The sequence below is a fragment of the Pseudomonas synxantha BG33R genome, from assembly GCF_000263715.2.
Taxonomy (GTDB): domain Bacteria; phylum Pseudomonadota; class Gammaproteobacteria; order Pseudomonadales; family Pseudomonadaceae; genus Aquipseudomonas; species Aquipseudomonas synxantha_A.
Genome location: NZ_CM001514.1, coordinates 4,180,055 through 4,200,509 on the forward strand (window position 1 = coordinate 4,180,055; position 20,455 = coordinate 4,200,509).

At 61.1% G+C, this 20,455-nt stretch carries 14 protein-coding genes and 4 tRNA genes; 2 read left to right on the forward strand and 16 right to left on the reverse strand.

Features of this window, described 5'->3' with window-relative positions; all coding sequences use genetic code 11:
* Positions 1-8 precede the first annotated feature (8 nt).
* The 7 genes from PSEBG33_RS09240 to leuC all read right to left on the reverse strand — a co-directional run bounded on the left by PSEBG33_RS09240 (position 9) and on the right by leuC (position 9,235).
* The gene (locus PSEBG33_RS09240) at positions 9-2,516 is read right to left on the reverse strand and encodes a FimV/HubP family polar landmark protein (protein ID WP_005789762.1); all 2,508 of its coding nucleotides are present in this window, start codon (positions 2,514-2,516) and stop codon (positions 9-11) included.
* Positions 2,517-2,677: 161 nt separating this feature from the next.
* Entirely contained in the window at positions 2,678-3,688 is a 1,011-nt protein-coding gene (locus tag PSEBG33_RS09235) for an aspartate-semialdehyde dehydrogenase (protein ID WP_005789764.1), read from the reverse strand.
* A 251-nt stretch (positions 3,689-3,939) separates the two neighbouring features.
* On the reverse strand, positions 3,940-5,052 hold the full coding sequence (gene asd, locus PSEBG33_RS09230; RefSeq protein ID WP_005789767.1) for an aspartate-semialdehyde dehydrogenase: 1,113 nt from the start codon (positions 5,050-5,052) through the stop codon (positions 3,940-3,942).
* Between the two features lie 64 nt (positions 5,053-5,116).
* Positions 5,117-6,199: a 3-isopropylmalate dehydrogenase gene (leuB, locus tag PSEBG33_RS09225; RefSeq protein WP_005789768.1), complete on the reverse strand. Its 1,083-nt coding sequence runs from the start codon at positions 6,197-6,199 to the stop codon at positions 5,117-5,119.
* Positions 6,200-6,252: 53 nt separating this feature from the next.
* Positions 6,253-7,017: a class I SAM-dependent methyltransferase gene (locus PSEBG33_RS09220; protein ID WP_005789770.1), complete on the reverse strand. Its 765-nt coding sequence runs from the start codon at positions 7,015-7,017 to the stop codon at positions 6,253-6,255.
* A gap of 144 nt (positions 7,018-7,161) precedes the next feature.
* Entirely contained in the window at positions 7,162-7,806 is a 645-nt protein-coding gene (leuD, locus tag PSEBG33_RS09215; RefSeq protein WP_005789771.1) for a 3-isopropylmalate dehydratase small subunit, read from the reverse strand.
* A gap of 10 nt (positions 7,807-7,816) precedes the next feature.
* Positions 7,817-9,235 (reverse strand): 3-isopropylmalate dehydratase large subunit, encoded by a 1,419-nt coding sequence (gene leuC / locus PSEBG33_RS09210; RefSeq protein ID WP_005789773.1) that lies wholly within the window; start codon positions 9,233-9,235, stop codon positions 7,817-7,819.
* Positions 9,236-9,375: 140 nt separating this feature from the next.
* On the opposite strand from leuC, the gene PSEBG33_RS09205 reads away from it, so the two are divergent.
* Together PSEBG33_RS09205 and PSEBG33_RS09200 are read left to right on the forward strand one after the other, a co-directional pair.
* Positions 9,376-10,266: a LysR family transcriptional regulator gene (locus PSEBG33_RS09205; RefSeq protein WP_005789775.1), complete on the forward strand. Its 891-nt coding sequence runs from the start codon at positions 9,376-9,378 to the stop codon at positions 10,264-10,266.
* Between the two features lie 66 nt (positions 10,267-10,332).
* Positions 10,333-13,653 (forward strand): EAL domain-containing protein, encoded by a 3,321-nt coding sequence (locus PSEBG33_RS09200; RefSeq protein ID WP_005789776.1) that lies wholly within the window; start codon positions 10,333-10,335, stop codon positions 13,651-13,653.
* Here PSEBG33_RS09200 and PSEBG33_RS09195 read toward each other — a convergent pair.
* From PSEBG33_RS09195 to uvrB, 9 genes are all read right to left on the reverse strand, one after another.
* Positions 13,592-14,572 (reverse strand): tRNA dihydrouridine synthase, encoded by a 981-nt coding sequence (locus PSEBG33_RS09195; protein ID WP_005789777.1) that lies wholly within the window; start codon positions 14,570-14,572, stop codon positions 13,592-13,594. The genes PSEBG33_RS09200 and PSEBG33_RS09195 overlap by 62 nt on opposite strands.
* A gap of 55 nt (positions 14,573-14,627) precedes the next feature.
* Positions 14,628-15,062, reverse strand: coding sequence for an acyl-CoA thioesterase (locus PSEBG33_RS09190; RefSeq protein ID WP_005789778.1), 435 nt, complete (start codon positions 15,060-15,062; stop codon positions 14,628-14,630).
* A gap of 87 nt (positions 15,063-15,149) precedes the next feature.
* Positions 15,150-15,689, reverse strand: a complete 540-nt coding sequence (locus PSEBG33_RS09185) for a TetR/AcrR family transcriptional regulator (RefSeq protein ID WP_005789779.1) — start codon at positions 15,687-15,689, stop codon at positions 15,150-15,152.
* A gap of 182 nt (positions 15,690-15,871) precedes the next feature.
* Positions 15,872-15,947: transfer RNA gene (locus tag PSEBG33_RS09180), tRNA-Glu, on the reverse strand.
* 80 nt (positions 15,948-16,027) lie between these two features.
* A tRNA-Ala gene (locus tag PSEBG33_RS09175) sits at positions 16,028-16,103 on the reverse strand.
* A gap of 50 nt (positions 16,104-16,153) precedes the next feature.
* A tRNA-Glu gene (locus PSEBG33_RS09170) sits at positions 16,154-16,229 on the reverse strand.
* Positions 16,230-16,308: 79 nt separating this feature from the next.
* A tRNA-Ala gene (locus tag PSEBG33_RS09165) sits at positions 16,309-16,384 on the reverse strand.
* Positions 16,385-16,531: 147 nt separating this feature from the next.
* A complete protein-coding gene (gene gltX / locus PSEBG33_RS09160) occupies positions 16,532-18,013 on the reverse strand; it encodes a glutamate--tRNA ligase (protein ID WP_005789780.1) in 1,482 nt (493 codons plus the stop codon).
* A gap of 186 nt (positions 18,014-18,199) precedes the next feature.
* Positions 18,200-20,215, reverse strand: a complete 2,016-nt coding sequence (gene uvrB, locus PSEBG33_RS09155) for an excinuclease ABC subunit UvrB (protein ID WP_005789781.1) — start codon at positions 20,213-20,215, stop codon at positions 18,200-18,202.
* Positions 20,216-20,455: the final 240 nt, after the last annotated feature.

A 20,455-nucleotide genomic window follows, 5' to 3' on the forward strand; every position in this document is an offset into this window, starting at 1 on the left:
GCCTGGCTTTAGATTCGGCCGAGCATTTCCTTGGCTTCGCCACGCTGGTCTTCGTTGCCTTCGACCAAGACTTCATCAAGGATGTCTTTAGCGCCATCGGCATCACCCATGTCGATGTAAGCCTGGGCCAGGTCGAGCTTGGTAGCGACTTCATCCGTGCCTGAGAGGAAATCGAAATCCGGTTCATCATCACCGCCCAGCGCGGCATCCTCGGCCGTGAAAGTCGGCTCGATCGGCGGGTGCTCCAGGCTCTGGGACAATCGGTCCAACTCGGCATTGACGTCGTCCAGTTCCGAGGCAAACGCATCGGGCTTGGCTGCCGGGGCCGTCGGCTCATCAGCCAGGGACAGGTCAAAGTCTTCCGGCAACTCGAATTCGTCCAGCGCGGCAGGTGTCAGGGTGGGCGGCTCGACAGGCGGCACGTCCTTCATCTGCTCCTCAAGTCCCGAGAGAAAGTCGTCATCGGATTTCGACGCTGGCGGATCCAGTTGCAGGTCCAGGTCAAAGTCCGAGAGATCCTGCGCATCGGCCTTGGCCTCAGTCTGTTGTTGCAGCAGCGCTTCAAAGGTTTGCTGGTCCCGGGCGATCTCGGCCGGCGAGGCAGCTTCCAGCTCATCCAGGCTAAGGTCAAAATCGTTGTCGAAGGTGTCCGCCGGCTCAGCCGCCGCCGGCTTGTCATCGAGCAAATCCTTGACGTACTGCGCATCGAGAGCCGCAGCAGCCACGGCGGCGCTGACGCCCGCTGCCAGCACGGCCATGGCCGGGAAGCGGCTCTTGAGCTGCTCGACCTGGGCGTGGTTCTCACCGTTGGCGACCAATTGGCGCTCCTGGGTGACGAAACCGTCCTTGTCGTTCTGCAGGCCGTAGACTTCCATCAGCTTCAAACGCAGGTCGCTGCGCTTGGGCTCATGTTTGATGGCTTGTTCAAGCACATCAGCCGCCTGGTTCAGGTGGCCGCGGTCGATATGGGACTGGGCCTGAGCCAATGCATCGCTGGAGTTCTCCTGGGCAACAGCGACGGCCAGGGGTGCGAGCACGGAAGCGACAGTCGGCACGACAACCGGCTCAGCCACCGGGGCAGGCGCTGGCGCGGCGCCCAGCTTGACGCTCGGCGGCGGCACTTCAAGGCCTTCAAAACTGTCAGGCGGCAGGTCCTGGTCAATATTGGGCGTGAACTCAGGCTCTTCGGCCAGCGCCCGCGCCATGCGCAGATGCTTTTCCTCTTCGCGGCGGGCATTGCGATGGCGCGCCCACAGCAACAGAAGCAGCAGCACCACCAGGATGCCTGCCCCGCCAATGATGCCGAGGATAATAGGGTTGGTCAGCAAGTCATTGAACTTGCCTTCGGTGGTAGCAGGTGCCGCGACCGGCTTGGGCGGTTCAGCGGCGGGTGCAGGGGTTGCAACGGGCGCCGCAGGCTCTGCTGCGGGCTCACCTGCCAGCTGCGCAGGGATTGCAGCCGTAGCCGGCTCACCGTTTTGCGCCTGCAAGCGAGCCAACTGGTCATTCTTCAACTGAATCAGCTTTTGCAACTTGTCCAACTGGCTTTGCAAGTCGGCGGCGCGGCTCTTCAGTTCTTCGTTATCGCGGCGGGTGGTGTCCAGCTCTTCCTGGGTCATCGCCAGCTTGTCGCTCAACGCGCGGTTATCACCGGCCTTGCCCTTCGTACCTTGCTTGGCGGCTTCGGCCGAGACCAGGCTCAAGTTGTCCTTGGCCTGGGTGCTCGTCGGCGCATTGCCGGCCTGGGTACGCTTGGTCGCATCCAACTGCGCCTTGCCGGCCACTTGCCCCTTGGGGGTACGACGGCCCTGACGCCAGGCGGCGTTCTGCGCGCTGACTTCGGCGATCGCTTGAGGCTGCGCCAGCGCCGTACTTTGCGTGGCATCCGGCAGGCGCAGGACCTGGCCGGTTTTCAGGCGATTGATATTGCCATCGATAAAAGCGTCAGGGTTGAGCGCCTGGATCGCCAGCATCGTCTGCTGGACCGAGGCGCCGTTACGATTCTTCGCGGCGATTTCCCACAAGGTGTCGCGGGACGTGGTGGTGTGCTGGGCGGGCGTGCCGGCGGCAGGTGCGGCACTGGCCGGCGCGCCGGCAGTCGGTGCCGGCTGGTCGAACTTGGCCGGGTCGAGCAGCACGCTGTAGTCACGCATCAAACGGCCATTGGGCCATTGCACCTGCAGCAGGAAGCGCACATAGGAATCGGGCAGCGGCTTGCTGGAGGTCACGCGCACCACGCTGCGACCTTCGGGGTTGATCACCGGGGTGAACGTCAGGTCATCGAGAAACGCCTGGCGGTCAACGCCCGCATCCACAAAGGCCTGGGCAGAAGCCAGGCTCGGAGTGATCTCGGCCGCCGTGAGGCCACCCACATCACGCAATTCGATTTCCACCGACAGCGGCTGGTTCAACTTCGAGTTGAGGGTCATCTCCCCAAGTTGCAGCGCCTGCGCCATACCGGAGGACAGCGCCGAGGCGGCCGCTATTGCTAACACCAGTTTGCGAACTTGAACCATAGCCTCATCCTTTGTCTGAACGCTCCCCGCCCTGCGAGAAGGTTGGTAACCGCTGCCATAAGGCATGGCGAGCCGATAGGTCACCGACGCGCTTGTGTTTCACTTGGGACCAAGCATAGCGCCTGGCTAGAATCAATCTACAAATTGCCGCCAAGTATCTTTTACACAAGGCCTTTTATCAACAACTGCGCCAGTTCCACAGCGTTCAGGGCCGAGCCCTTGCGTACGTTATCTGACGTCAACCACAGATTTAGTTCCGCGGGGTCGTCAACACCTGCACGTACGCGTCCTACGTAAACCACATCCTGGCCGACCGCATCGCCTACAGCCGTTGGGTAATCGCCCTCCTCAACCAGCTCGATACCCGGCGCAGCATCGAGTGCACGGTTGACCGCGGCCAGATCGACCGGCGCAGCCAATTGCAACGACACTGTCAGGCTATCGCCGAAAAATACCGGGGCTTGAACGCAGGTTGCGGAAATCTTTAGCAAAGGTGTTTCCAGCACGGCACGCAGCTCGTGTACGAGGCGTTTCTCCAGGGCTGTATGACCTTGGGCGTCTGGCGTACCGACTTGAGCCAGCAGGTTGAACGCCATTTGCCGGTCGAAGAACTTCGGTTCCAGTGGACGCACGTTCAATAACTCAGCGGTCTGCCGCGCCAACTCGCTGACGGCCTCCCGGCCCTGGGCAGAGACCGCCAGGTTGGCGGTGACATTCACGCGCTGGATATCCACCAAACCCCGCAACGGCGCGAGCACTACCGCCAGGTAGGTGGCAGACGGGCTTGGGCTGCCGAGCTGGAATGGTTTTTTCAAACCGTTCAACACCTGGGCGTTGGCCTGCGGCACCACTGGCGGCGCCTGTTCGGCAGGCAATGCGCCGGACAAGTCGATTACCGAACAGCCAGCGGCCGTGGCGCGCGAGGCGAAACTCAGAGTCACCGCCGGGCCTGCTGCGAAGAACGCCAACTGCGCCTTGCTGAAATCGAACTCGTCGACCTCTTTGACCCGCACGTTCTTGCCACGAAACGGCACCGAGGCCCCCGCCGAGTTGCTGCCCGCCAGCAAATACAGGGTGCCTACCGGGAAATCCAGCTCTTCGAGGATCTGCACCAGTGTTTCACCCACAGTGCCGGTGGCACCGATCACGGCGATTTCGAAGGTCTGGGTCATGGGGGCTGCCTCGGGCATTGCAGGGGGGAGCGGCACTTTACCGGGTGGCTGGGGGTGAGGCAATTAGCCTGGGCCTTGTGGTGTGGCTGATGGCGCTATTGAGAGCAAGCCCCTCCCACATTCGACCCAGCTCCAACCTTGAAATGGAGGGCAAGTGTGGGAGGGAGCTTGCTCCCGATAGTGCCCGACAGAACAATAAAAAACCCCGCGCCTGTCACCAGAGCGCGGGGTTCTTCAATGCAAGAAAGCGATCAACGCTCCAGCAAAATCCGCAACATGCGACGCAGCGGTTCAGCCGCGCCCCACAGCAGCTGGTCGCCGACGGTGAACGCACCGAGGAACTGGCTCCCCATGTTCAGCTTGCGCAAACGGCCCACCGGTACATTCAGGGTGCCGGTGACCTTGGTCGGGCTCAGCTCCTGCATGCTGATATCGCGGTTGTTCGGCACCAGCTTGACCCAAGGGTTGTGCTGGCTGATCAAGCCTTCGATATCAGCGATCGGCACGTCTTTGTTCAGCTTGATGGTCAACGCCTGGCTGTGGCAACGCATGGCGCCAATGCGCACGCAGATGCCGTCCACCGGAATCGGGTTCTTGAAGCGACCGAGGATCTTGTTGGTCTCGGCCTGGGCCTTCCACTCCTCGCGGCTCTGACCGTTGGGCAGTTCCTTGTCGATCCACGGGATCAAGCTACCAGCCAATGGCACGCCGAAGTTCTCGGTCGGGTAAGCGTCGCTGCGCATGGCTTCGGCTACACGACGGTCGATGTCGAGAATCGCGCTGGCCGGGTCTGCCAGTTGATCGGCGACAGCGGCATGGGTCGCGCCCATCTGCTTGATCAGCTCGCGCATGTTCTGCGCACCGGCACCAGAGGCAGCCTGATAGGTCATGGCACTCATCCACTCGACCAGGCCGGCTTCGAACAGGCCACCCAGCCCCATCAGCATCAGGCTGACGGTGCAGTTGCCGCCCACGTAGTTCTTGGTGCCGGCATCCAGTTGCTGGTCGATGACCTTACGGTTGACCGGATCAAGGATGATCACCGCGTCATCCTGCATACGCAGGCTGGAAGCGGCGTCGATCCAGTAACCCTGCCAGCCGGCTTCGCGCAGCTTGGGGAAGACTTCGCTGGTGTAGTCGCCACCCTGGCACGTCAGGATCACGTCGAGGGTCTTCAACTCTTCAATGCTGTAGGCGTCCTTGAGCGGGGCAATATCCTTGCCCACGGACGGCCCTTGGCCACCTACGTTCGAAGTGGTGAAAAACACCGGCTCAATAAGATCGAAATCCTGCTCTTCCAGCATCCGCTGCATGAGCACGGAACCGACCATACCGCGCCAACCGATCAGACCTACACGTTTCATCGCAACTACACCTTGTTAAAAAGTGGGCCGCCTTGCAGCAACAACTGCAAGCGGGCCCGAGAGATTACAGATTCCGCAGCGCGGCGACTACTGCGTCGCCCATTTCTTGCGTTCCGACCTTGGTGCAGCCCTGGGACCAGATGTCCCCGGTGCGCAAGCCCTGGTCCAGTACCAGGCTGACGGCTTTCTCGATCGCGTCGGCCGCTTCACTCAGGTTGAAGGTGTAACGCAGCATCATCGACACCGACAAAATGGTCGCCAGCGGGTTGGCAATGCCCTGGCCTGCGATGTCCGGCGCCGAACCGTGACACGGCTCGTACATGCCCTTGTTGTGGGTGTCCAGGGACGCCGACGGCAACATGCCGATCGAACCTGTGAGCATCGACGCCTGGTCGGACAGGATGTCGCCGAACAGGTTGTCGGTGACGATCACGTCGAACTGCTTGGGCGCACGCACCAGCTGCATCGCGGCGTTGTCGACGTACATGTGGCTCAGTTCGACGTCCGGGTAGTCCTTGGCCACTTCCTCAACGATTTCGCGCCACAGTTGGCTGGAGGCCAGCACGTTGGCTTTATCCACCGAGCACACCTTTTTGCCACGCACACGGGCCATATCGAAACCGACCCGGGCGATACGGCGGATTTCGCTCTCGCTGTACGGCAGCGTGTCGTAGGCTTGGCGCTCGCCATTTTCCAACTCGCGCACGCCCCGTGGCGAACCGAAATAGATACCGCCGGTCAGCTCACGCACGATCAGGATATCCAGGCCCGCCACCACTTCCGGCTTGAGGCTTGAGGCATCGGCGAGTTGCGGGTAGAGGATTGCCGGGCGCAGGTTGCCGAACAGGCCCAGTTGCGCGCGGATTTTCAACAGGCCGCGCTCCGGGCGGATGTCACGCTCGATCTTGTCCCACTTCGGGCCACCCACCGCGCCGAGCAACACGGCGTCGGCCGCACGGGCGCGGTCCAGGGTTTCGTCGGCCAGGGGCACGCCGTGCTTGTCGATGGCCGCGCCGCCGATCACGTCGTGGCTCAGCTCGAAGCCCAGACTGTACTTGGCGTTGGCAAGCTCCAGCACCTTGACCGCTTCGGCCATGATTTCCGGACCAATACCGTCGCCAGGGAGAATCAGAATCTGCTTGCTCATGGGTTCCTCATTTCATCAGGCGACCCGCCCGTGGGCAGGTCGGGAAAAATCAATCAGCGTTGGGCAAAGACCACCAGCACGTCGGTGCTGAAGGTGCCGTCGGCCTGAATTTCGTAATAATCGCGCACTTCCTGGCCCATCGCCTTTTGCAGCTCAAGGATTGCCGCACGCAGCACCTCTGGCGTGCGCATGCGCTCGACCCACGAGGTGTATTCCAGGCGCAGGCGCTGACGCAGGCTGTTACGCACATGCAGGCCAGACTCGCTGAGTTGCTGCATCCACTCGGCGGCGGCGTAATCTCGCACGTGGCTGGTGTCGCGCAGCACTTCGACGGTTTGCAGGTAAGTGTCCAGCAATGGGCTACCCGGTGACAAGACATCCACAAACGCCGCCACCCCGCCTGGCTTGAGCACGCGGCGCACTTCCCGCAGGGCCAGGCCCAGGTCACTCCAGTGGTGGGCCGAATAACGGCTGAACACGAAGTCGAACTCGCCATCGGCGAACGGCAGACGCTCGGCGGCGCCGTGGACGGTGCGGATATTGTCCAGGCCGCGATCTTTCGCGGCGGCGGTGACCACGTCGAGCATCTGCCGAGACAGGTCGTAGGCCACCACTTCGTTAACCAGAGGCGCCACCTGGAAACTCACATGACCCGCCCCACAGCCCAGGTCCAGCAGCCGTGCAGCGCCCTGCCCGGCCAGCTCGGCCTGCAGCAGTGCGAATTCGCTGCCCTGGGCGTGCACGGCACTGCTCAGGTAGGCCGAGGCTTGCTCGCCGAATTGCTTTTGCACGACTTGGGTATGGGCAGTGGTGGTCATGGTGGCTTTCCTTGGGGTTTGTGGTGGTTGCACTGGCGCTATCGCAGGCAAGCCAGCTCCCACAGTTGACCGAGGTGTTCAGGCGAACATCGATCCATGTGGGAGCGGGCTTGCCCGCGATGGGGCCCGCACGGTTACCGCAAATCAGGCATCGCGAAACAACCAAGGCTGGCTCGCCCGGTGCCTGGCTTCAAACGCGGCAATCGCATCGCCGTCCTGCAAGGTCAGGCCGATATCGTCCAGGCCGTTGATCAGGCAGTGCTTGCGAAACGCATCCACTTCAAAGTGATACACCTTGCCGTCCGGACGGGTGACGGTCTGCGCGGCCAGGTCCACGGTCAGCTGATAGCCCACATTCGCTTCCACTTGCTGGAACAGCTCATCCACTTCGGCATCGCTCAAGATGATCGGCAACAGGCCGTTCTTGAAGCTGTTGTTGAAGAAGATGTCGGCATAGCTGGGCGCGATGATGCTGCGAAAGCCGTACTCTTCCAGGGCCCACGGCGCGTGTTCACGGCTGGAGCCGCAACCGAAGTTTTCCCGGGCCAGCAACACACTGGCGCCCTGGTAGCGCTCGGCATTGAGCACAAAGTCTTTGTTCAGCGGGCGCTTGGAGTTGTCCTGGTAGGCGTAGCCCACGTCCAGATAGCGCCACTCATCGAACAGGTTGGGGCCAAAACCGGTGCGCTTGATCGACTTCAAGAACTGCTTGGGGATGATCTGGTCAGTGTCCACGTTGGCACGGTCCAACGGCGCTACAAGACCTGTGTGCTGGGTAAAAGCTCTCATCGGGTATTCCTCAGATCAATTCGCGAACGTCGATGAAACGACCGTTGACGGCAGCGGCGGCGGCCATGGCCGGGCTGACCAGGTGGGTGCGGCCACCGGCGCCCTGACGCCCTTCGAAGTTACGGTTGGAGGTGGACGCGCAATGCTCGCCCGACTCCAAACGGTCCGGGTTCATCGCAAGGCACATCGAACAGCCTGGTTCACGCCATTCAAAACCGGCTTCGAGGAAGATCTTGTCCAGGCCTTCAGCTTCGGCTTGCGCCTTCACCAGGCCCGAACCTGGTACCACAATGGCTTGCTTGATGGTCGAGGCAACCTTGCGGCCCTTGGCGATCACCGCCGCGGCGCGCAGGTCTTCGATCCGCGAGTTGGTGCAGGAGCCGATGAACACGCGATCCAACTGGATGTCGGTGATCGCCTGGTTGGCTTTCAAGCCCATGTACTTCAGGGCGCGCTCGATGGAGCCGCGCTTGACCAGGTCGGCCTCTTTGGCCGGGTCCGGTACGTTCTGGTCAACGGCCAGGACCATTTCCGGCGAAGTGCCCCAGCTGACTTGCGGCTTGATCTGCGCAGCGTCGAGTTCGACCACGGTGTCAAACACCGCATCGGCGTCAGACACCAGGTCTTTCCAGGCTTCGACGGCGGCATCCCAATCGGCGCCTTGCGGGGCAAACGGGCGTCCTTTGACGTACTCCACGGTTTTCTCATCCGCCGCCACCATGCCCACACGGGCACCGGCTTCGATGGACATGTTGCAGATGGTCATGCGGCCTTCGATGGACAAGTCACGAATGGCGCTGCCGGCGAATTCGATGGCATGGCCGTTACCGCCGGCGGTGCCGATCTTGCCGATCACGGCGAGCACGATGTCTTTGGCGGTCACGCCAAACGGCAATTGGCCTTCGACGCGTACCAGCATGTTCTTCATTTTCTTGGCGACCAGGCACTGGGTGGCGAACACATGCTCCACCTCGGAGGTGCCGATGCCATGGGCCAGGGCGCCGAACGCACCGTGGGTGGAGGTGTGGGAGTCGCCGCAGACCACGGTCATGCCCGGCAAGGTCGCCCCCTGCTCCGGACCGATCACATGGACGATGCCCTGACGCACGTCATTCATCTTGAATTCGGTGATGCCGTATTCGTCGCAATAGTCGTCGAGGGTTTGCACCTGCAAACGCGAAACCTGATCGGCAATGGCTTCGATACCGCCCTTGCGCTCAGGAGTGGTCGGCACGTTGTGGTCCGGCGTGGCGATGATGGAGTCGACGCGCCATGGCTTGCGCCCGGCCAGTCGCAGGCCTTCGAACGCTTGGGGCGAGGTCACTTCATGGATGATGTGACGGTCGATATAGATCAGCGACGATCCATCATCGCGACGTTTCACTTCATGGGAATCCCAAAGCTTGTCGTAAAGCGTTTTGCCGGCCATCAGTCGGTCCTCATCAGCGGTGTTTCTATACGCCGGGCTTTTCAATAACCCTTTGGCTTGTGAGGCTGATGGTATGGCGCTACATTAAATAACTCAAATTCATATTTTTTATGCTTTGGATTACCAACTGGAATAGCACCATGGATCTGGCCAACCTCAACGCCTTTATCGCCATCGCCGAGACCGGCAGCTTCTCCGGGGCCGGCGAACGCCTGCACCTGACGCAGCCCGCCATCAGCAAACGCATCGCGGGCCTGGAGCAGCAATTGAAAGTGCGTTTGTTTGATCGCTTGGGCCGTGAAGTCGGCTTGACCGAAGCCGGCCGGGCCTTGCTGCCGCGCGCTTATCAAATCCTCAACGTGCTGGACGACACCCGCCGCGCCCTGACCAACCTTACAGGGGAAGTCAGCGGGCGCCTCACTCTGGCCACCAGCCACCATATAGGCCTGCACCGCCTGCCACCGATCCTGCGCACCTTCACACGGCAATACCCAAACGTGGCACTGGATATTCAGTTTTTGGATTCAGAAGTGGCCTACGAAGAAATACTCCATGGTCGCGCCGAAGTGGCGGTAATCACCCTGGCGCCCGAGCCCCACCATCTGGTGCGCGCCTCGCCGGTATGGGATGACCCGCTGGACTTTGTGGTAGCGCCGGAACACAGCCTGATCAGCAACGGTTCCATCAGCCTGGCCGATATCGCCAGGCACCCGGCGGTGTTTCCCGGCGGCAACACCTTTACGCACCATATTGTCAGCCGCCTGTTCGAAGCCCAGGGGCTTGCGCCAAATATTGCGATGAGCACCAACTACCTGGAAACCATCAAGATGATGGTGTCCATCGGCCTGGCCTGGAGCGTGTTGCCGCGCACCATGCTCGATGATCAAGTGGCAAGTATCGCTTTGCCGGGCATACAACTCAGTCGCCAGCTAGGCTATATCGTGCATACAGAAAGGACGCTATCGAACGCTGCGCGGGCTTTCATGAGCCTGCTGGATGCACAGGTCGATCTGCCAGGGTTACCGGCATGACACTGTGCGGCCTCGGGTTTCACGGAAAACCGCGCTGTCTTCTCACCGAGCCAAGGCCCATTGACAATGCGCAACCCCGGCGACCCCGTACCTCCCCTGCCCCGCATCTACGCCCTGGACCCCCAAGCGGCGGAGCAAAGCTGGGACAGTGCCCCGCAATTGCTGGCAGCCCTGAATGCCGCCCGGCTGGGCGCCTGGTGCTGGGAAATCGACACGGGAAGAATCAGTTGGTCACGGGGTACTCAAGCGTTATTCGGCTTTGACCCGCATCAACCCTTGCCCAAGGACCTCGACTACCTTGACTTGCTGGCCCCGCAAGACAGCGCACGGGTGGTGCGTGGTTTTCACGCGGTCCTGGCAGGAGAGCCGTTCGAACGTGCCATGCACCATCGCATCCAGTGGCCCGATGGCAGCCTGCACTGGCTGGAAATCAGCGGCAGCCTCGCGCCGGAAAAAGCCGGACGGCGCCGCATGATCGGAGTGATCCGCGAGATCACCCATCAGCGCGACCGCGAACACGCCCTCAGCCACTCCGAAAAGCGCTTCGCCACATTGTTCCATTTATGCCCGAACATGGTGCTACTGACCCGCCAGGCCGATGGCTTGATCAGCGAAGCCAACCAGTATTTCGAAATGCTGTTCGGCTGGCCGGTGGCCGATGCCATCGGCCGTACTACCCTGGAACTGGGCCTGTGGCGCCATCCGGAGCAGCGTGCACTGCTGGTCAAGGCCACTCAGCGCAAAGGCGAGCCCATCACCATGGAGGTGCAGTTCTGCGCCAGCAACGGCCAGATCCACGACGGCACCCTCAGCGCCCAGAAGGTGGAACTGGACGGTGAGGCTTACCTGATCAGCACGTTCCTGGACACCACCGAGCGCAAAAATGCCGAGCAAGCGCTCAAGGACAGCCAGGAGCGCCTCGACCTGGCCCTGGATTCCGCGCAACTGGGCACCTGGGATTGGCACATCCCCAGCGGCATGCTCTACGGCTCGGCCCGCGCCGCCCAACTGCACGGGCTCGAACCGGCGCCCTTTCATGAATCCTTCGATGCGTTTTTCGAAGGGATGTCCGACCAGGATCGCGAGGGCATGCGCAATGCCTACCGCAGCTTGCGTGAAGGCCCGGACGGCAACTACCAATTGACCTACCGCGTGCAGTTGGAGGACGGCAGCCCACGCTATCTGGAAAGCCGTGCGCGCCTGTACCGCGACGAAGCAGGCAAACCCCTGCGCATGGCGGGCACCTTGCTGGATATCACCGACCAGGTCGAACGCGAACAACGCCTCACCGCCTCCGAGGAAAAATTTGCCAGCTTGTTCCAGGCCAGCCCCGACCCGATCTGCGTGACCTGCCTGGAGAGCGGCGCCTTTATCGAGATCAACCCGGCGTTTACCCAGACCTTTGGCTGGACAGCCGCCGAAGTACTGGACAAAAGCGCCGAACAAATCGGCCTGTGGGACGACTCCAGCAAGCGCCTGCAACGCATCGAGCAGGTGATTCGCGAACAGGCCCTGAGTAATGTGGCCATCGTGGTGCATCACAAGGACGGCCAAAGCCTGACCTGCGTCATCTCCAGCCGCTTGATCAAGGTCAGCGACCAACCCTGCATCGTCACCACCCTTCGGGATATCACCCAGCAGCAACGCTCGGAAGCCGCCCTCAAGGCCAGTGAAGAGAAGTTCGCCAAGGCGTTTCACTCCAGCCCTGACGCGATTTCCATCACCGAACGCGACACCGGCCGTTATGTGGAGGTCAATGACGGTTTTTGCCGCCTGACCGGCTACCGCACCGAAGAAGCCATCGGCCTGACCCTGTACCAGATCGGCATCTGGGCCGATGAAAACCAGCGCGCGGCATTATTGGCCGAGTTGCAGATCAAGGGCCGCATCCATCATCTGGAAATGCTCTGGCACAACAAACGAGGCGAGGTGCTGGCGGTGGAGGTCTCGGTCGAGCCGATCACCCTGAATGAAACCCCCTGCCTGCTGCTGACCGCACGAGACGTCAGCCTGCTGAAAAACGCCCAGGCGCAGATCCGCCACCTGGCCTATCACGACCCGCTCACCAACCTGCCCAATCGCGCACTGCTGATGGACCGCCTGAGCCAGCAGATCGCCCTGCTCAAGCGCCACAACCTGCGCGGCGCCCTGCTGTTCCTCGACCTCGACCACTTCAAGCACATCAACGATTCCCTCGGCCACCCGGTGGGCGATACCGTGTTGAAAATCGTCACCGCACGCCTGGAAGCCAGCGTGCGCATGGAGGACACCGTGGCACGCCTGGGCGGCGATGAGTTTGTGGTGCTGCTCAGCGGTCTTGAGGGCAAGCGCCAGGAGGTCAGCGACCAGGTGCAAAGCCTGGCCGATACATTGCGCGAGTTGCTGTCGGAGCCGATGTTCCTTGACGGCCATCGTTTGCAGGTCACGCCCAGCATCGGCGTAGCGCTGATTCCCGACCACGGCACCACGCCAGCCGATTTGCTCAAGCGTGCCGACATCGCCCTGTATCGCGCCAAGGATTCAGGGCGTAATACCACACAAATGTTCCACAACAGCATGCAAAAAACCGCCAGCGAGCGACTGCGCATGGAGACCGATCTGCGCCTGGCCTTGTCACGCGGCGAGTTCAGCGTGCATTACCAGCCCCAGGTGGATGCGCGTGGCAACCGGATTGTGGGGGCCGAGGCCCTGGTGCGCTGGCAACATCCGCAACTGGGCGCGCAGTCGCCGACGGAATTTATCAAGGTATTGGAAGACAGCGGCCTGATCCTGGAAGTCGGTACCTGGATTCTCGATGAAGCCTGCGGCGCCTTTGCCCAGTTGATTGCCGACGGCCTGGTAGACCCGCTCAATTTCAGCCTGTGCGTGAATATCAGCCCGCGGCAGTTTCGCCAAAACGACTTTGTGGAACGGGTAGAACACAGCCTCAAGCAGCATCAACTGCCCTCCAGCCTGCTGAAACTGGAGATCACCGAAGGCATCGTGATCCAGAACCTGGACGATACCGTGGCGAAGATGCGTCGCCTGAAAAAGCTCGGCGTGAGCTTCGCAATGGATGACTTCGGCACCGGCTACTCATCCCTGACCTACCTCAAGCGCCTGCCGGTGGATGCATTGAAAATCGATCAGTCATTCGTACGCGATGCCACCCACGACCCTAATGACGCGGAGATCATCCGCGCCATCGTAGCCATGGCGCGCAGCTTGAACCTGGACGTGATCGCCGAGGGCGTGGAAACCCCGGAGCAACTGGCGTTCCTGCAAAAGCTGGGCTGCCATTTATTCCAGGGTTATCTGCACAGCCGTCCGTTGCCGATAGAAGGCTTCAGGCGGTTGCTGGAACAGGGTCGAGCGGGACCGGATGCTGCATGCCCAGCAGACGGCTGACGCATTGCAGGTCGGTCTCGCGGCGCAGCGCGGTGAACAGCTCCACTGCCTGCGGGTAGTTGCGCGTCAGCATCGCCAGCCATTGCTTCAAGCGGCCGGGTGCCTGTTTTTCAGTCAGTTGCGCCACCGACTGGCGCCAGAACTCCTGAAGCATCGGCTGCATCTGCGCCCAGGTCATCTCGACCACTTCCTCACCGGCCTTGGCCGCCACAATCTGCCTTGCCAGGTCAGGACGCGCCACCAGGCCACGGCCGAGCATGATGTCTTCGGCGCCACTGATTTCACGGCAACGCTTCCAATCTTCGACGCTCCAGATATCACCATTGGCAAATACTGGCACCTTGACCACGTCCTGCACCCGCGGGATCCACTCCCAGTGGGCCGGCGGCTTGTAGCCATCGGCTTTGGTGCGCGCGTGGACGACGATATGTGCAGCACCGCCCTCGGCCAACGCGGTGGCGCATACCAGCGCGCCATCCGGGCTATCGAAGCCCAGGCGCATCTTGGCGGTCACGGGAATGTGGGCGGGCACGGCACGGCGCACGTGCTCGACGATCTGGTTGAGCAGCTCCGGCTCCTTGAGCAGCACCGCGCCACCCCGGGACTTGTTGACGGTCTTGGCCGGGCAACCAAAGTTCAGGTCGATCACCTCAGACCCCAGCTCGCAGGCCAGGGCAGCGTTTTCGGCCAGGCACACCGGGTCGGAGCCGAGCAGTTGCACACGCAGCGGCACACCCGCTGCGGTATGGGCACCGTGCAGCAGTTCCGGAGCGAGCTTGTGGAAATAGGCCGGGGTGAGCAGGCGGTCGTTGACACGGATGAACTCGGTCACGCACCAATCGATACCGCCCACGTGGGTCAACACGTCCCGCAGGATGTTGTCGACCAACCCCTCCATGGGCGCCAAAGCAATTTGCATGGAAAACACTCAACAAAAATCGTGGCGCAGTTTACTGGGTTTCCGGCGGCGACCGTTAACCCCCTGTCAGGGCGGGACCGTAACCTTCAATAAACTCGGCAGGCATGCGCTTGGGTTTGCCGCTGGACAACTCGATGCACACAAAGGTGGTTTGTGCGCGCAGCAGCGTCGCGCCGTCGCGGGGGCGTACCAGTTGGAAACGACGGGTCATCTTCAGGCGCTGATCCCAGTCGACGATCCAGGTGGCCAGTTGCAACTCATCGCCCTCATAGCCTGCCGCCAGGTAATCGATCTCATGGCGTACCACCGCCATGGCGCGATCCAGGCGACGGTATTCCGTGAGGTCCAGCCCCAGGCGCTGGGAATGGCGCCAGGCGCAACGCTCCAGCCAGGACACGTACACCGCGTTGTTGGCGTGCCCCAGGCCGTCGATGTCTTCAGGCGCAACCTGCAGATCGATGATAAACGGCGTTGCCAAATCCCAGCCCATGCCTTGCTCCAGTCGATTGATGTCGGCGGGGCAGTGTATCAGGCGGTTTGCCGCTGCTGTAGACGGCGGCAGTCGAGGCGCGCCTCTTCAGCGCACCGCCGACTTGGCCGCACGGATTACACGGTCCGACAACTCACCCGGCCCCAGTGCGCGAGCCAGCGTCAGGCCACCCACCATCAAGGCCATGTCCGCCAGTGCCTTGTCGATGTCTTCAGGGCTGTCGGCCAGCTGCGCAGTCATCAGTTCCACGTGCTCGCTCAAGACCTCGCGAAATGCGTCGGGCAAGCGACCCATCTCGCCAACTGTGGCCGGCAAGGGGCAGGCCTGGGAGGTTGAATCACGATGCTTGCGTGACAGATAGAAGGCCGCCACCAGCGCACGACGCTCTTCGCCGGTGAGTTGCGTGTCCAGATCGTCGATAGAGGCCCGGCGCTGCGCCAGCAACTGGCTGAACGCCTCCAGCATCAACGCGTCCTTGCTTTCAAAGTGCGCGTAGAAACCACCGACGGTCAGCCCTGCCGCCCCCATGACCTCCCCCACACTCGGCTCAGCCGGGCCGCGCTGGATCAATGCCGCGCTGGCAGCCTGCAAAATACGTTCGCGGGTTTGCGCTTTTTTATCGCTCATCAAGGCCTCCGTCTGTCATGGGTTGGATATTATTACCATAATAATATTGCGCAAGCGAAAGGTACGACCGCCGGTCAGAACAAAAAAATGGAATCAATCGAGAAAATGGCCAAACGCCAGACAAACAAAAGGGCCATTCAATAATTGAATGACCCTTAAAAATCCCGCAAAGCGGGTAATCGTGGCGTCCCCTAGGGGACTCGAACCCCTGTTACCGCCGTGAAAGGGCGGTGTCCTAGGCCACTAGACGAAGGGGACACAAACCTTCTATACACTGATCAGCGCTGAGAACTGATCGATTCAAGGACGGTGTGGCCGGAACCTTGAACCTGTAAAATTGGTGGAGCTAAACGGGATCGAACCGTTGACCTCTTGCATGCCATGCAAGCGCTCTCCCAGCTGAGCTATAGCCCCGGATTTTTCGTCTCGCGACGCAGCAGACCTTTCGAGCTGCTTGTTGAAACTGGCGTCCCCTAGGGGACTCGAACCCCTGTTACCGCCGTGAAAGGGCGGTGTCCTAGGCCACTAGACGAAGGGGACAAAACCTTCTGTACATCTGATCAGAGCTGAGACCTGATCAATTCAAGGACGGTGTGGCCGGAACCTTGAACCTGTAAATTGGTGGAGCTAAACGGGATCGAACCGTTGACCTCTTGCATGCCATGCAAGCGCTCTCCCAGCTGAGCTATAGCCCCTCATCGGTGAGGACGGGGCGAATCTTAATGGCGGTTTGGAAACGTGTCAAATTTATTTTCAACAATTTTCAAAATTTTTTGCCGGGATAACAATCACTTACCGACGAAACCCCGGAAAACCGGGGTTTCGTCACTGCAACGGCCTGCTTAAGCGATGGCGCCCAGCAGCTTTTCCCATTCCTTGTTTTCTTTCTTCGACACACCACCAAGCAAATCAAGGGCTTGGCGCAGGCGGAAACGGGTCAGGTCCGGGCCGAGGATTTCCATCGCATCGAGCACCGACACCGAACTCGCTTGCCCGGTGATCGCGGCAAACATCAGCGGCATGGCATCGCGCAGTTTCAGCTCAAGGGATTCCACTACCGCCTGGATCGTGGCCGTGATCGCATCTTTTTCCCACTGGCGCAGGCTTTCGAGCTTCCACAGGATCAACTGCATCAGTTGGCGAACCTGGTCGCCGGAGAGCTTTTTGGATTCAAACAGCTTGGCATCCGGATTCACGCCGCCGGCAAAGAAGAAACTGGCCAAGGGTGCGACCTGGCTGAATGTCTCTACCCTGCCCTGCACCAACGGCGCAATCTTCATCATGTACTCGGGGTTCAACGCCCATTGCTGCACGCGGCTGGCAAACTCTTCCACGGGCAAGTCACGCAGCCACTGGCCGTTGAGCCACGACAGCTTCTCGATATCGAAGATCGGCCCGCCGAGGGAGACACGGGACAGGTCGAAGTTGTCGACCATTTCCTGCAACGAGAATTTCTCCCGCTCGTCCGGCATCGACCAGCCCATGCGGCCCAGGTAGTTGAGCATCGCCTCAGGCATAAAGCCCATGCGCTCGTAGAACGTTACCGACGTTGGGTTCTTGCGCTTGGACAGCTTGCTCTTGTCCGGGTTACGCAGCAGCGGCATGTAGCACAGCTGCGGTTGCTCCCAGCCGAAGTATTCGTACAGCAGGATCAGTTTCGGCGCCGATGGCAGCCACTCTTCACCGCGCAGCACATGGGTGATGCCCATCAGATGGTCGTCGACCACGTTGGCCAGGAAGTACGTCGGCAAGCCGTCGGTCTTCATCAACACTTGCATGTCCATGCGGTCCCACGGGATTTCGACGTCACCGCGCAGCATGTCCGGCACCACGCACACGCCTTCGCTCGGCACTTTCATGCGGATAACGTGGGGTTCGCCAGCCGCCAGGCGTGCGGCCACTTCTTCCTTGGACAGCAGCAGCGCCCGGCCATCGTAGCGCGGGGTCTCGCCACGGGCCTGTTGCTCGGCGCGCATCTGGTCCAGCTCTTCGGCGGTGCAGAAGCACGGGAAGGCGTGGCCCATGTCGACCAGTTGCTGGGTGTATTGCTTGTAGATGTCGCTGCGCTCGCTCTGGCGATACGGGCCATGCGGGCCGCCGACGTCCGGACCTTCAGCCCAGGTAATGCCCAGCCAGCGCAAGGCATCGAAAATCTGCTGTTCCGACTCACGGGTGGAGCGCAGTTGATCGGTATCTTCGATCCGCAGGATGAATTCGCCACCATGCTGCTTGGCAAAGCAGTAGTTGAACAAGGCGATGTAAGCAGTACCGACGTGGGGATCCCCAGTAGGCGATGGCGCAATGCGCGTGCGGACGGTGGTCATGGCAGGTCTCGAATGGGCGATAAAACTGAAAATTGAAACAAGGGGCGAATGGTAACAGCCTGGGTGATTTCTGGAAAACCGAGGCGCGGCCATCGCAGGCAAGCCAGCTCCCACATTTTGACCGCGTTCACAGATCAATGTGGGAGCCAGGCTTGCCCGCGATGAGGCCAGCCCAATCAACGCAAATCAAACAGCCAACAGGCGCTCGCGCAACTTGCCAATCTCATCCCGCGTCTGCGCCGCCGCCTCGAACTCCAGGTCCCGCGCCAGTTGGTACATCTTCTCTTCCAACTGCCGAATCCGCTTGGTGATCTCACTCGGCGAGCGCAGTTCGTTCTCGTACTTGGCACTTTCCTCGGCAGCCTTGGCCATGCCCTTGCGCTTCTTGCTGCGCGAGCCTGGCACGGTGGCGCCTTCCATGATGTCGGCAACATCCTTGAACACGCCCTTGGGGGTGATGCCGTGTTCCAGGTTGAACGCAATCTGTTTGTCGCGACGCCGCTGGGTCTCGCCAATCGCCCGCTCCATGGAACCGGTGATGCGGTCCGCATACAGGATCGCCCGGCCATTGAGGTTACGCGCCGCCCGGCCGATGGTCTGGATCAACGAGCGCTCGGAGCGCAGGAAGCCCTCCTTGTCCGCATCCAGGATAGCCACCAGCGACACTTCGGGCATGTCCAGGCCCTCACGCAGCAGGTTGATCCCCACCAGCACATCGAAGGTCCCCAGGCGCAGGTCGCGGATGATCTCTACCCGCTCCACAGTGTCGATGTCCGAGTGCAGGTAGCGTACGCGCACGCCGTGGTCGGCCAGGTAGTCGGTCAAGTCTTCGGACATGCGCTTGGTCAATGTGGTAACCAGCACCCGCTCTTCCAGGGCCACACGCTTGTTGATCTCCGACAGCAGATCGTCAACCTGGGTCAGCGCCGGGCGGATTTCAATCTCCGGGTCCACCAGGCCAGTAGGTCGCACCAACTGCTCGATCACGCGACCAGCGTGCTCGGCTTCATAGTTGCCGGGCGTCGCCGATACGAAGATGGTCTGAGGGCTGATGGCCTCCCACTCGTCAAAGCGCATTGGCCGGTTGTCCAGCGCCGACGGCAGGCGGAAGCCGTACTCCACCAGGGTTTCCTTACGCGAGCGGTCGCCCTTATACATGGCCCCCACCTGCGGCACGCTGACGTGGGATTCGTCGATCACCAGCAAGGCGTCCGGCGGCAGGTAATCATAGAGGGTCGGTGGCGGCGCACCGGATTCGCGACCCGACAGGTAGCGCGAGTAGTTTTCGATGCCGTTGCAGTAGCCCAGCTCCAGGATCATTTCCAGGTCAAAACGGGTGCGCTGCTCAAGGCGCTGGGCTTCCACCAGCTTGTTGTTGGAACGCAGGTACTCCAGACGCTCGGCCAACTCGACCTTGATACCCTCGATGGCGCCCATCAGGGTTTCACGCGGGGTCACGTAGTGGCTTTTCGGGTAGAAGGTAAAGCGTGGCAGCTTGCGGATCACCTCGCCGGTCAACGGGTCGAAGGCCGACAGGCTTTCGACTTCGTCATCGAACAGCTCGATGCGGATCGCTTCCAGGTCGGATTCGGCCGGGTAGATGTCGATCACATCGCCGCGCACCCGGAAGGTGGCGCGGGCGAAGTCCATGTCGTTACGGGTGTACTGCAGGCTCGCCAGGCGGCGCAGCAGTTCGCGCTGGTCGAGTTTGTCGCCACGGTCAACGTGCAGCACCATCTTCAGGTAGGTTTCGGGGCTGCCCAGACCGTAGATGCACGACACCGTGGTGACGATGATCGCGTCCTTGCGCTCCAGCAACGCCTTGGTCGCCGACAGGCGCATCTGTTCGATATGGTCGTTGATCGATGCATCCTTCTCGATAAAGGTATCGGAGGACGGCACGTAGGCTTCGGGCTGGTAGTAGTCGTAGTAGGAAACGAAGTACTCAACCGCGTTGTTGGGGAAGAACGCCTTGAACTCGCCGTAAAGCTGCGCGGCCAGGGTTTTGTTCGGCGCCAGCACCAGGGTCGGGCGGTTGGTCTGGGCGATCACGTTGGCGATGCTGAAGGTCTTGCCGGAACCGGTCACCCCAAGCAGCGTCTGGTGCGCCAGGCCGGCTTCGATGCCTTCGACCATCTGGCGAATGGCTTCCGGTTGATCGCCGGCGGGTTCAAAACGGGTAACGAGCTGGAAATCCGACATAACGTACCTCGTGAAGTCACCCCAGACTCGACACCGCCAGGGACGAAATAGCTCAGCAACCCGCGAATAATCATCGCAGGTTGCAGGAAAAAACCATGATAGCTGTAGAAGTGGTGGCGAATGTGACGGGTTTCAAGGCTGACGTCCTACATGTCCTTTCCCTTCAAGGTTGCAATAAGACTAACGGTCAGCAAATAAACCGAAAAACTTGGCCGAAAAGCCATTTCGGCTGTCGCCCTG